The organism is Actinokineospora sp. NPDC004072 (assembly GCF_053604195.1).
Genome location: NZ_JBSGHB010000001.1, coordinates 60,759 through 73,666 on the forward strand (window position 1 = coordinate 60,759; position 12,908 = coordinate 73,666).

Sequence of the window (12,908 nt, forward strand, 5' to 3'; positions counted from 1 at the left end):
GCGCGAACATTCCCCGCCGGACGGGATGGCTTCCTCTACTGGCGGGGAAACGCCCGAACCTACCCTGGCAAGCACTCGCGTCCAGCAGTGGGACCGTTGCCGATCGGAGTGGGAACGTGACTGAGCAAGCGACCGCGTCCGTGGACATCCGCCGGGGGGAGCACGAGCGGGTCTCCCGCAACTTCGGGCTCGACTTCAAGCTCCTGCACCCGTGGCCGGGGATGAACGCGCCGTTCCGGGGGGCGTGGTGCATCGTGCGCCCCGGCGACGTCTCCGAGCCGCACGCGCACGGCGAGCGGGAGATCATGATCGCGATGGCGGGCAGCGGCGTGGTGGTCAGCGACGAGGGCAGGCTGGAGTTCAACGCGGGCGACATCGTTTACATGCCCGCCCACATCGGCCACTCGGTGCACAACGAGCGCGACGAGGACTTCTCGTACTACTCGATCTGGTGGGACCGCGACATGACCACCGAGTTCCTGGCCGCGGAGCCCGGCGCGTGATCGACTACGACGGCCGCCGGTTCCGCAAGTCCGGCGACGACAGCGGCGCGGTCGCCGCCTACCACCAGGACGGCGACCTCGTCTGGGCGGAGGTCGCGGGCGGCCAGGTGCGGCGCGGCGCGCTGACCGGCACGCGCAGCGCGGACGGCACCCTCCACCTGGGCTACACCATCGTGCTCGCCAGCGGCGACCTGGTCTGCGGGCGCACGGTCAACACCCCGGAGGTGGCCGACGACGGCCGCGTCCGGCTGCGCGAGAACTGGGAGCGCTACGCGCCGCAGGCGGCGTCGGGCCACGGCTACCTCGACGAGGTGGGCTGATGCCTGCGGAGTCCGATTGGGACCGCCTGGCCAAGGCGGTCGGCTGCCCGGTGCGCCGCCCCGGCGACGCGGGCTTCCGGGAGCGCAGCGCCCCGTTCAACACCCGGTTCGCCGCCAACACCCCGCTCGGGGTGGTCTCGGCGGCGTCGGTCGCCGACGTCCAGGCGGCCGTCCGGTGGGCGCGGGAGACGGGGGTGCCGGTCGCCGCGCGCAGCGGCGGGCACAGCTACGGCGGGTTCTCCGCGACCAGCGGCCTCGTCGTGGACATGAGCGGGCTGGACACCGTGCGCGCCAACGGGTCCGACGGCGTCGTCACCGCGGCGGGCGGGGCGCGCATGGCCCAGGTGTACGCCGCGATCGAGCCGGAGAGCATGGCCTTCGCGCTCGGCAACGGCTCCACCGTGGGCATCGCGGGCTTGGTGCTCGGCGGCGGCTCCGCGCCGACCTCGCGCGTCTACGGGCTCACCGCGGACGCCTTGGTGCGCACCGAGATCGTCACCGCCGACGGCGAGCTGCTCAGCTGCGACGCCACCGAGAACGCCGACCTGTTCTGGGCCTGCCGGGGCGGTGGCGGCGGCAACTTCGGCATCAACGTCTCCTTCGAGTTCCAGGCCCGGCCGGTGGTGGACTGCTCCACCTACCTGCTGCTGTGGGAGCGGGCGGACGCGCCGAAGGTGTTCTCGGTGCTGCAGGAGACGCTGGCCAAGGCGCCGCGGGAGTTCGCCACCCGCATCGGCATCGCCACCACGGGGGACAGCACGACCGTCTCCGCCATCGGGATGCACATGGGACCGGCGCGCGAGCTGCGGGACCTGCTCGACCCGGTGCTGTCGGTGGCCCGGCCGTTCCGCCAGCACATCGCCGACGAGACCTTCTGGGGGGCCAAGGACTTCATCCTGCACGACACCTCCGCCGGGGCGTTCGCCGCCAAGACCAACTTCATCGCCGAGCCGCTGCCCGACGAGGCGGTCGCCACCCTGCTGGCGCAGGTGGACCGGTGGCCGGGCGGCGGCAACCCCGACGGCGGCGGCGCGGCCCTGTTCTCCTGGGGCGGCGCGGTCGGCGACGTGGCCCCCGACGCCACCGCCTTCCCGCACCGCGACGCGCTGTTCATGCTCAACATCGACACGTCGTGGGCCGATGGCGACGAACCAGCCGTGGTCGAGGCGAACCTGCGCTGGCTGGCCGAGACCCACCAGGCGCTGGCGCCCCACGTCGGTGACGGGGCGTACGTGAACTTCATCGACCCGGACCTGACCGACTGGAGAACCGCCTACTACGGCGCGAACTACCCGCGGCTGCTCGACATCAAGCGGAAGCGGGATCCAGACGGCGTCTTCACCTTCGACCAGGGCGTCGGGGCGTAGGCAGCAGGCCACTGGCGTGCCCGCCCCGCCGTCACCGGTCACGATCCGAGCGGCAGGTTCCATGTTCACAGCTGAAGTCCGGTCGTGGCTGCACGACCCGGATCCGCACACCTTCCCCTTCGACGCCGTGGTTCGGCACTTCCACAGCACCGGCAAGCACTTCGTGCCCCCCGAGCTGCTCAAAGCCCTGGCCGAGGTCCGCGACCTCCTGCCGACGCTGCGCGGGCCGTGGGCCGACATCCAGCCGCTGGCCGACTTCCTCGGCACCGCGCTGGACAAGCCGGACCAGCGCTACGACTACCCCACGTACCTGGCGCTGGCGCAGCTGCGCCTGCCCACCGTGGACGACCCGCTCACCCAGGCCCCGTTCGCCCGGTCCCGCTGCGACCGGCTCACCGTGCAGCTGGTGGCCGACGCGCTCGCCTTCGAGATCGCCGCGCTGGACGGGCGCACCACCCTGCTGCCGGGGATGCGGCCGGACCCCGCGCTGGTGACCAAGCGCTGCAAGCACGGCCTGCGGGCGATCCGGCCTGCGCTGCGGCGCATGTCGCTGGACAGCGGGCTCTCCGAGATCGAGCCGGTGACCCTGGCCCGCCAGGTCAGCTCGGTGGTGCGGGCGGACACCTCCTTCGCCGAGCGCCGGGCGCTGGAGCTGACCATCCTGCCGGTCTACACCGTGCACGACGAGTACCTCTTCCTCCGGGTGCTCCAGACCTTCGAGACGGTGTTCGCGCTGCTGGCGGTGCAGCTGCGGGCGGCGGTCGCGGCGATCGCGGAGCGCGACGTCGACCGGGCGGTGCACTTCGTGGACGGCTCGCGCGCGGCCCTGGGGGACGCCGGGCCGCTGTTCTCCATGCTGGCGACCATGCAGGTGGAGTCGTTCCGGCTGTTCCGCCAGTTCACCGAGGGCGCCAGCGCGATCCAGTCGCGCAACTACAAGCTGGTGGAGTCGCTGTGCCGGACGCCGGACCGCGGGCGGGTGGACTCCTCGGCGTACCTCTCGGTGCCCGAGGTGCGGCTGCGGATCGGGCAGCTCACCACCCTGGACGACGCCTTCCAGGAGGTCAGCGCCTCCGGCAGCCTCTCCGATGTGGACCTGGGGCGGCTGGCCGAGGCGATGCGCGGCTTCGCCAAGGCGGTGCTGCGGTGGCGCAACACACACTACCGGCTGGCCGTGCGCATGCTCGGTGACGCTTCCGGCACCGGTTACACCGAGGGGACGCCGTACCTGGACGCCGTCCGGTCGATCTCGGTCTTCCGCACGGTCCAGGTAGCGGGCGACGAGGCCGCGAAGACGGGCTGACCAGCACCGGGGGCTGCCTGCAGGCGGGTGCCTGCGGGCAGCCCCTTCGCCATTTCGCGCACCCGCGGGCCGCACCGGGTGAGACCGAACGGGTGATCCCGGGCTGCTGCGGGCAGCCGGGCCGCCGGTGTCAAGGCAGGTTGGGGGAAGTCGCGCGCAGGATATTGGTCTTGCGGTCGTCCATTCGGGCGGACGGGGTGGTAAGAAGGAACCGGAATCGCCAAATCCGGTTGCGGATGGTGATTTCGCGGCAACTGGCAGGCAGGCGTCACCCGAGAGGAGTGGACCGCGGTGGAGGTGCCATCGGAGCTATCCGGTCGGCGTTGGCCTATAGGCGGCGGTGGTCGGGTTCGACGGCGCAGAACACCTCGGGCGGCGCGGCCGCGCGCGGCCGGTTGGGCGCGTGACCAGCAGGCTCGTGCCCCTGCGGGCAGCCGGTCGGCGCAATCGGCCGGAACTTCGCGGCAGCGCTGAACACCGGCGGCCGCTTTCGGCGTACATTCTGGTGCCCGGCATCCGTTGATCTGTTTATTCCGCGCGGTGCGCGCGCGGGGCGCAGATTGTGGCCGGTTAATTGGTAATCACGTTTGCACTGCTTATGGTAAGGATGGCTATGGGCGTTATGGCAAACACTGATGGAGTTGTACCGTTACGTTCATTGGGGGAAAGCCCGCTCCGGCCGGTGGGCCTGCGGCCGTCGGGGGTGGAGATCCTGCCCAGCGCGACCGCCGCGCTGTCGGTGGTGGTCGCCGACGCCCAGCTGGTCACCCGCGACGGGGTGCGCAGCGTGCTGGAGCGCTCGGGTGGGATCGCGGTGGTCGCCGAGGCGGCCACCGCCGAGCAGGCCGTCGCCGCGGTGGCCAGGCACCGCCCGGACGTGCTGGTCATCGACATCGACTCGGGCAACCTGCCGCGCAGCGCGCTGGTCAGCCGCATCGCCAGCGCGTCCCCGCGCACCGGGGTGCTGGTGTTCAGCGCCTTCGACGACGACGGATCGATCACCACCGCCATCCAGCTCGGCGCCCGCGGCTACGTCGTCAAGAGCGCGGGCGCCCGGCAGATCCTGCGCGCGGTCCAGGCCGTCGCCGCGGGCGACGTGATCGTCGGCAACACCATCGCGAGCCGGTTCATCGCCACCCTGCGGCTGATGCGCGGCACCAGCCCCTACCCCTTCCCCCAGCTGACCGGGCGCGAGCGCGACGTGCTGGAGCTGATCGCGGCGGGCAAGTCCAACTCGGCCATCTCCAAGGAGCTCGCGCTCTCCCCGAAGACCATCAGCAACCGGGTGTCCGGTGTGTTCGGCAAGCTCGGCGTCGCCGACCGCGCCCAGGCGATCGTGCTCGCCCGCGAGGCGGGCCTCGGCCGCGGCTGACCCACCGCGGTCCACACCGCACGCGCGCCCCTGCCGCGCAACCCTGCTCCGGCGACGGGCGCTTCCCCCGCCGTCGCGGAGCAGGCGAGTCCTCCCTGCCCCCCTCCGGCACCCCCGCATGCCCTCCTGCCGGTGCGTTTGCGCTGGTGCGGGCCGCCCCGGCGAGATTCCCCGATCGAGGGGAACCCGGCCCCTATCACCGGGGAAGCGGGCGAACCTAGCCTCGGATGCACCGGCCGGATGGCCGTGAACACCCCCAGTCCAGCGGGCCCCGAGCCCGCTTCCGCTGCCCGTGAATCTCTCGCGAGCACGTGACAATCGAGGTGGGATGTGACTGACCTAGAAGTCGGTGTGCTGGCGATCGGCGCGGGACCGGCGAACCTCGCCCTGGCCGTGGCCATCGAGGAGTCCGGCTCCGACGAGCTCGCGCACGGCACCCTCCTGCTCGAACAGAGCCCGGACATCAAGTGGCAGCGCAATCTGCTGATGCCCTGGGCCCGCAGCCAGGTCTCCTTCCTGAAGGACCTGGTGACCCTGCGCAACCCGCGCAGCCGGTTCTCGTTCCTGAACTTCCTGCACGACCAGAACCGGCTCGACGAGTTCGTGAACCTCGGCACCTTCAACCCGTTCCGCTGGGAGCTCTCCGACTACTTCCAGTGGGTGGCGGCCAACCTGGAGCGCGTGCGCATCCGCTACAGCTCCCGGGCGGAGTCCATCGAGGCCACCCGCGACCCCGACGGCCAGATCTCGGGCTGGGAGGTCAAGCTCACCGACGGCACCACGATCCGCTGCCGCGACCTGGTGGTCGGCGGCGGGCGCGACCCGCGGGTGCCCGAGGTGTTCGCCGAGCTGCCCAAGGAGCGGGTGGTCCACAGCGCCCAGTACAACACCCGCATCGCCGAGCTGCCCAAGGACCGGCCGATCCGGCCGGTCGTGGTGGGCGGCGCGCAGAGCGCGGCGGAGATGTTCATGGCGCTGCACGAGAACCTGCCGCTGAGCGAGCCCACCATCATCGTGCGGTCGGTGGGCTTCCAGAACTACCAGACCAGCAAGTTCGTCAACGAGCTGTTCTACCCGTCCTTTGTGGACGAGTTCTACGACACCGCGCCGGAGGTGCGGGCGCAGATCCTCGACGAGATGCGGCTGACCAACTACGCCGGTCTCGCCCCGCCGTTCCTCGACGAGCTGTACCTGATGCTCTACCAGCAGCGGCGCCTGGGCCAGCAGCGCTCCAGCGTCCGGTCGATGACCGAGGTCGTCGGGGCCAGGATGGACGGCGATGAGGTCGTGCTCAACCTGCGCGACCGGATGACCGGCAAGGTCGAGCCGCTGCGCTGCGACCTGGTCCTGCTCGGCACCGGCTACGACCCGGGCATCCCGCGGCTGACCAGGATGCTGGCCGACAAGGCCGGGCTGGAAGAGATCTCGGTGAGCCGCTTCTACCGGGTGGACATGGGCGACTCCGCCTGGGGCGCGCTGTACCTGCAGGGCATCAACGAGGAGACGCACGGCATCGCCGACTCGCTGATCAGCGTCCTGGCCCACCGCTCCCACGACATCCTCACCGACATGCTCGCCCGCCGGGCGGTCCCGTCGAAGGTGAGGGCGTGATGGCCGAGCCCAAGCGGACGGTGGTGATCTCCCCGGCGCCGACCGCCAACGGCGACCTGCACGTCGGGCACCTGGCGGGCCCGTTCCTGGCCGCCGACGTGTGCGTGCGCTTCGCCCGCGCCCTCAACCGCGAGGCGCTGCTGGCCACCGGCATGCACTTCACCCAGAACTACGTGGTCACAACGGCCCGGCGGCTGGGCGTCGACCCGGAGGAGCTGCGGCTGCGCTCGGCCGGGCAGGTCGCCGAGACGCTGGCCGCGCTCGGCATCGACATCGACGGCTACGGCTGCGTCGACGACCGGTTCATCAAGATGGTCGTCAACTTCTACGACCGGCTGCGCGCCAAGGGAAAGCTGGTCCTGAAGCCGGTCAAGCTGCCGTACTCCACCGCGACGGGGGAGTTCCTGACCGACTCCTACGTGCGCGGCACCTGCCCGCACTGCCTGGCGGAGAACTGCGCCGGGCTGTGCGAGAGCTGCGCGCACCCCATCCTGCCCGGCGACCTGATCAACCCCCGGTCGACGCTGGACCCCGACGACCCGGTCACCTACCGGGAGGCCGAGGTGCTGGTGTTCCCGGTCGAGGACTACCGCGCCGAGTTGGAGGAGTACTTCGCCCGCATGCGGCCGCGGATGCGGCCCCGGATGCGGCTGCTGATCGACGACCTGCTGTCCAAGCCGCTGGTCGACGCGATCATCACCCAGCCGATCACCTGGGGCATCCCGGCGCCGTTCCCGGACACCGTCGGCCAGGTCGTCTACGCCGACCTGGAAGGCATGCCGTGGAGCATGTACTGCACGGCGCTGGCCGCCGAGGCGCGCGGGGCGGTGCTGTCGGCCGATGACGAGCTGTGGCTGGAGGACTCCGGCACGCGGGTCGTCTACTTCCTCGGCATGGACGCGCTCTACCCGTTCGCGGTGGTCGGCACGGCCATGCTGATCGCCATGGGCGGCTACGTGCTGGCCGACCAGTGGATCACCAACGAGTTCTACGAGCTCAACAGCGAGAAGTTCTCGACCAGCCGCGGGCACGTGATCACCGGCCGGGAGCTGGTGGCCGAGGTGCCGCGCGACCTGATCCGCTTCCACCTGGCCGTGACCGGCCCGGAGTTCCAGCGCACCGACTTCACCCGCGAGGCGCTGGCCAGGGTCACCACGCTGCGGCTGGTCGACCCGTGGAACCGGGTGGCGGACAAGGTGCAGGAGTGGGTCGGCAAGGGGGCGTTCCCGGTGTCGGCGGCCTCGCGGGCGGCGGCCTACCGGATGTTCGAGCGCTTCCGGGACGGCTTCGACCTGGCGCACTTCAGCCTCACCCACGCCGCGCACACCATCACCGAGCAGCTGGCCCGGCTGGACCGCTGGGCGGTGACCGCCGACGACGCGGGCGACTTCTGCCACGAGGTCGAGGTGTTCCTGCGCTGCGCCGCGCCGATCCTGATCGACCTGGCCGCCGCCGCGCTGCCGGACACGATGCTGGCCGAGCCCAACGGCACGACCCAGTACACCCCCGCCGCGCTGCCCCGGCTGACCCCGGTCGGCCGCTGATGGCGGCGGTCGTCATCGTCGGCGCGGGCGTCACCGGGCTGGTGACCGCGGTCGAGTGCGCGCTGGCGGGCCACCAGGTGACCGTGCTCGACCGCGGCGCCATCCCGAACCCGGCGTCCACATCGCACGACCAGCACCGCGCGGTGCACGCGCTCGTCCCGGGCGACGTCGGGGCGAGCAGCCGGATGGCGGCCGCCCAGCAGCGGTGGCTGGCGCTGGAGCCGGTGCTGGCGACGCGGTTCTACCGCCGCGTCGGCATCGTCTCCGCGGTCGCCGAGGAGCAGGTCCCGGCCGCGGTCGCCACGGCGGCCGCGGCGGGGATCGCCCTGTCCACAGCGGACCCGTCGGCGCTGCCGCACGTGCGCTTCCCCGAGGGCGCGGTCGGCGTGGTCGAGACCGACGCCGGGGTGCTGCTGGCCGACCGGGTGCTGCGCGGGGCCGCCGGGTGGCTGGCGGGCCGGGAGGGCGTGCGGCTGCGGCCGCACTGCCCGGTCACCGCCGTCGACAGCGGGCGCGTGCGGGCGGGCGGGGAGACCTTCGGGGCCGACCTCGTGCTGGTCGCGGGCGGGCCGTGGACCCGCGACCTGCTCGGCCCTGCCGTGCGGCTGCACCGGCAGACCATGGTGTACCTGCGCCCGCCGGAGCACCTGGCGGCCTGGTGGGAGCAGGCGCCCGGGGTCGGGCGCATCGGCCGCGACGGGCGCGGCTGGCTGGTGCCGCCCGGCGACGGCGCGCTGCTGAAGATCAGCACCGACGCCGCGTGCCGGGAGGTGCCCAGCGTCGACGCGGTGGACGGGTTCGACTGGGCCCAGCGCGTCGTGGAGGACCAGATCTTGTCCGATGTGGACGCCTATCAGGTGGTGGGCGTCAAGGAGTGCCACTACGCGACGGGCGCGGACGGCGCCGTGCTGAGCGAGGTCCTGCCGCGGGTGTGGGCGCGGTCGGCCTGCGGCGGCAACGGCTTCGCCGCGGCCCCGCTGGTGGCCGGGAGGATCGCCGAGGCGATGGTGGAGGTGGCGGCATGACCCAGGCGCGGACCGGGGTGCTCGCGGTGCTGCGGGCGACCCCGACCCCGGTCGCCTACCTGCTCGGCGGCATGCTCATCAACCAGCTGGGCGCGTTCGTCCAGACGTTCCTGATCCTGTACCTGACGGCGCAGGGCACGCCGATCGGCGTCGCGGGCGTCTGCCTGGCCGCCTACAGCGTCGGGGCGATCTTCGGCGGGATGCTGGGCGGGGAGCTGACCCACCGGCTGGGCTCGCGGCTGACGATCGTGGCCGCGATGGGCGCGACCGCGCCGCTGGTGGCCACGATCCCCGCCGTCGCAGGCGCCGAGCTGCCGTGGGCGCTGTTCGCGGTGGTCGGGCTCTGCGGGTTGTCCACCCAGGCGTACCGGCCTGCGGCGGCGGTGCTCATCGCCGACCTGATGCCCGAGGAGCACCGCGTCATGGGCTTCTCGATGATGCGCATCGCGCTCAACATCGGCGCCGCCGTGGCCCCGATGGTGGCGGCGGTGCTCATCCTGGTCGACTGGAACCTGCTGTTCTGGGTGGACGCCGCCACGGCCGCGGCGTGGGCGGTGCTGGCGTTCGCGGTGCTGCCGCGCGACGTCGGGCACGGCAAGCCGGAGTCCGGGGCGCCCAGCGCGCCCGCCATGAGCGCCAGAGCGGTGTACGCCACGATGGTCAGGGACCACCGGTTCCTGTGCTTCCTGGTGGCCAGCATGTGCGGGATGCTCGTCTACGGCGCGTCGATGGCCGTGCTGCCGCTGAACATCATCGACAGCGGCTACCCGACCAGCCTCTACAGCACGGTGCTGATGATCTCCTCGATCGTGCTGATCACGTGCGAGCTGAAGATCACCACCTACATCGTGCGGATCCCCAAGCGCTTCGCCGGGTTCTCCGGGAACCTCGTCAGCGGCGTCGGCTACCTGCTCTACGGCATGATGGCCGAGCACCCCGCGTTCGTGATCGTCGGCGTGCTGCTGGTGACCAGCGGGGTGATGATCCACGGCCCGAGCACCTCGGCGCACTCGGCGACGTTCCCGGCCCCGCTGCGCGGGCGCTACCTGGGCACCCGCGAGACGCTGATGGGCACCGGCGCCGCCCTGGGCCCGGTGCTGGGCCTGGCCATCTGGACCTCCTTGGGCGGCACCGCGTTCTGGGGCTTCTGCGCCCTGCTGTCGCTCATCGCGGGGTCGCTGCACCTGCACGGCCTCAAGCAGGCCCCGGCCCCCGCACCGGAGTCCACCCCCGATCTGGAACCGGACGTGGTGGGAGAGAAGTCATGACCGAGTCCACCGGCGCGCTGCTGGTCATCGGCAGCGGCCTGAAGCTCTACCGCGAGTACCTGGTCGAGTCCATCCACCGCCGCGCCAGGGCGGCGGGCCTGCGGCTGGTGCTGCTGAACAACCTGCGGCCCACCTGGCAGCGGGCCTACTTCGACGAGATCGTCCTGACCAACGTGTTCGACCCCGACGAGATGCTGGCCAGCGCCCGCGAGGTCGCGCAGCGCCAGCGGATCGCGGGCCTGATGTGCTGGGACGAACCGGTGGTGCTCGCCGCCGGGGAGCTGGCCGCCGAGCTGGGCGTGCCCGGCCTGGGCGTCGACGGCGTGCGCGGCTGCCGCGACAAGCACCGCACCCGCGCCGCGCTCACCGCGGAAGGGCTGCTCCAGCCCGGGTACGCGCTGACGTCCACCCTGGAGGAGGCGCGGGCGGCGGCCCGGCGCATCGGCTACCCGGTGGTGCTCAAGCCGCGGTCGATGGGCGCGAGCATCGGCGTGGTCTGCGCCGCCGACGAGTCCGAGCTCGACGCCGCGTTCGGCGTCGCCATGGGCGCGGCCACCGTCGACCAGAGCCGCTACCGGGCGGAGGCGATCGTCGAGGGCTACGCCGAGGGGCCGGAGATCAGCGTCGACGGCGCGGTCCACGACGGCGAGTACCTGCCGATGTTCGTGGCCCGCAAGCAGACCGGCGAGCCGCCGTACTTCGAGGAGGTCGGCCACGTCGTGGCCGCCGACGACCCGCTGCTGCGCGACCCGGTGCTGCTCGACGTGCTGACCAGGGCGCACCGCGCGCTCGGCGTGGAGAACGGCATCACCCACACCGAGGTCCGGCTCACCGCCCGCGGCCCGCTGATCATCGAGGTCAACGGCAGGCTCGGCGGCGACCTGATCCCGTTCCTGGGCCGCACCGCCACCGGCATCGACCCCGGCGAGGTGCTGTTCGACGTGACCACCGGGCGGCGGCCCGACGTGGCCATGACCCGCACCGGGGTCGCGGGCATCCGGTTCGGCTACCCGGCCGCCGACTGCCTGGTCCGGTCGGTGACCGTGCCGACCGAGGCCCCCGGCCTGGTCACCGCGTCGCCGATGGTGGACCCGGGCACGACCCTGCGGCTGCCCCCCGGCGGCTACCTGGCCCGCCACTCGTTCGTGGTGTGCGCGGCCGAGGACAGCCGCACCTGCGCCGAGCGGCTGGCCGCGGCCGCCGCCCTGGTGCGGGTCGACGCCGACCCGGTCGACCCGCCCGCGCCCGGCTCCGCGTTCGAGATGCCTGCCGGACTGCTCGACATCGACGAAGAAGAGGGAGTTCCCGCATGACGATCACCGAGCCGGTGCGCGCCGAAGTGCCGCTGACCGGCGCCGACATCATCGCCAACGCCAAGGCCCTGGTGCCGGTCCTGCGCGAGCGCGCCGACGAGATCGAGCGCAACCGGCGCCTGCCCGACGACGTGGTGGGGATGCTGCGCGAGGCGGGCGTGTTCCGGATCGGGTTCAGCCGCGAGTGGGGCGGCCCGGGCATGACCTCGATGGAGCAGCTGGAGGTCATCGAGACCATCGCCTACGGCGACGGCTCGACGGGCTGGTGCGCCAAGCTCGGCTCCGACATCGGCCTGCACGCCAACTTCCTCGACCAGGACGAGGCGCGCCGGATGTTCAGCCTGGACATGTGCACCGCGGCGGTCATCATGCCGATCGGGCGCGCCGAGAAGGTGCCCGGCGGCTACCGGCTCAGCGGGCGGTGGCCCTTCGGCAGCGGCTCGACGCACGCCGACTGGATCGGCTCGGGCGCCTTCGTCTACGAGAACGGCGAGCCCTACGCCAGCCCGGACGGCAGCAACCCGCACGAGTCGCGGCTGTTCTTCGTCCCGCGCGAGCAGGTCGAGAGCATCGACAACTGGCACACCATGGGCCTGCGCGGGTCCGGCAGCTGCGACTACCGGATCACCGACGTGTTCGTGCCGGAGAGCCACACGCTGACCTTCGACAGCCCCAAGGTGCCCAACGGCCCGCTGGTGCAGCCGGAGGTCATCCAGCGCACGATGTGCGGGGTCTCCCTCGGCATCGCCCGCGCCGCCCTCGACCACGCCCGCGAGGTCATCGAGGGCCGGGTCGAGCGGATGTCGGGCACCCCGTGGCCGAAGCTGGAGAACGTGCAGATCGCCCTGGCCGAGTGCGAGGCCGAGTACTACGTGGCCAGGGCGGGGGTCTACCGGTCGCTGGAGCGGGTGTGGGAGGTGACCGCCGACGGCATCGGCACGCTCGACGACCTCACCCCCGACGAGCGCGGCGCGCCCGCGCTGGCCGGCTGGGCGGCCTTCGGCATGGCCCGCTCGGTCACCCGCAAGCTCTGCGACCTGCTCGGCGCCTCGACCCTGCGCGACGGCGACCCGATGAACCGCTGGCTGCGCGACGCCGCGGCGATCCGCCAGCACGTGACCGCGGGCGACCGGGTCACCCAGTCCGTCGGGGCGTACCTGCTGGGGGAGAAGCCGTCCCTGCGGATCATGCTCGGCATCGTGGACAAGCCGCCCGCCTGACCCACCCCGTCCGGACCGCGCCCGCTCGCGGGCGGGCGCGGTCCGCTGCCCCTGGAGGAGAC

The 12,908-nt window shown here is 72.4% G+C and carries 11 protein-coding genes; all 11 read left to right on the forward strand.

The features are described 5' to 3' along the window. The first annotated feature begins 116 nt into the window (after positions 1-116). The 11 genes from ACWEPX_RS00280 to ACWEPX_RS00330 all read left to right on the forward strand — a co-directional run bounded on the left by ACWEPX_RS00280 (position 117) and on the right by ACWEPX_RS00330 (position 12,846). Positions 117-503: a cupin domain-containing protein gene (locus tag ACWEPX_RS00280; RefSeq protein WP_451894861.1), complete on the forward strand. Its 387-nt coding sequence runs from the start codon at positions 117-119 to the stop codon at positions 501-503. Then, positions 500-823, forward strand: a complete 324-nt coding sequence (locus tag ACWEPX_RS00285) for a hypothetical protein (RefSeq protein ID WP_451894862.1) — start codon at positions 500-502, stop codon at positions 821-823. Before ACWEPX_RS00280 ends, ACWEPX_RS00285 begins: the two co-directional genes overlap by 4 nt. Continuing rightward, the gene (locus tag ACWEPX_RS00290) at positions 823-2,190 is read left to right on the forward strand and encodes an FAD-binding oxidoreductase (protein WP_451894863.1); all 1,368 of its coding nucleotides are present in this window, start codon (positions 823-825) and stop codon (positions 2,188-2,190) included. Before ACWEPX_RS00285 ends, ACWEPX_RS00290 begins: the two co-directional genes overlap by 1 nt. Positions 2,191-2,251: 61 nt before the next feature. Beyond that, complete coding sequence (locus tag ACWEPX_RS00295; protein WP_451894864.1) at positions 2,252-3,493, forward strand: hypothetical protein; 1,242 nt, start codon at positions 2,252-2,254, stop codon at positions 3,491-3,493. 658 nt (positions 3,494-4,151) lie between these two features. Further along, the gene (locus ACWEPX_RS00300; protein ID WP_451894865.1) at positions 4,152-4,865 is read left to right on the forward strand and encodes a LuxR C-terminal-related transcriptional regulator; all 714 of its coding nucleotides are present in this window, start codon (positions 4,152-4,154) and stop codon (positions 4,863-4,865) included. A gap of 330 nt (positions 4,866-5,195) precedes the next feature. Then, the gene (locus ACWEPX_RS00305) at positions 5,196-6,476 is read left to right on the forward strand and encodes a lysine N(6)-hydroxylase/L-ornithine N(5)-oxygenase family protein (protein ID WP_451894866.1); all 1,281 of its coding nucleotides are present in this window, start codon (positions 5,196-5,198) and stop codon (positions 6,474-6,476) included. Then, positions 6,476-8,020 (forward strand): class I tRNA ligase family protein, encoded by a 1,545-nt coding sequence (locus ACWEPX_RS00310; RefSeq protein WP_451894867.1) that lies wholly within the window; start codon positions 6,476-6,478, stop codon positions 8,018-8,020. The genes ACWEPX_RS00305 and ACWEPX_RS00310 overlap by 1 nt, the downstream gene beginning before the upstream one ends. Continuing rightward, positions 8,020-9,045 (forward strand): NAD(P)/FAD-dependent oxidoreductase, encoded by a 1,026-nt coding sequence (locus ACWEPX_RS00315; protein ID WP_451894868.1) that lies wholly within the window; start codon positions 8,020-8,022, stop codon positions 9,043-9,045. Before ACWEPX_RS00310 ends, ACWEPX_RS00315 begins: the two co-directional genes overlap by 1 nt. Next, a complete protein-coding gene (locus tag ACWEPX_RS00320) occupies positions 9,042-10,313 on the forward strand; it encodes an MFS transporter (RefSeq protein ID WP_451894869.1) in 1,272 nt (423 codons plus the stop codon). Before ACWEPX_RS00315 ends, ACWEPX_RS00320 begins: the two co-directional genes overlap by 4 nt. Next, entirely contained in the window at positions 10,310-11,626 is a 1,317-nt protein-coding gene (locus tag ACWEPX_RS00325; RefSeq protein ID WP_451894870.1) for an ATP-grasp domain-containing protein, read from the forward strand. Before ACWEPX_RS00320 ends, ACWEPX_RS00325 begins: the two co-directional genes overlap by 4 nt. Further along, entirely contained in the window at positions 11,623-12,846 is a 1,224-nt protein-coding gene (locus tag ACWEPX_RS00330; protein ID WP_451894871.1) for an acyl-CoA dehydrogenase family protein, read from the forward strand. The genes ACWEPX_RS00325 and ACWEPX_RS00330 overlap by 4 nt, the downstream gene beginning before the upstream one ends. Positions 12,847-12,908 lie beyond the last annotated feature (62 nt).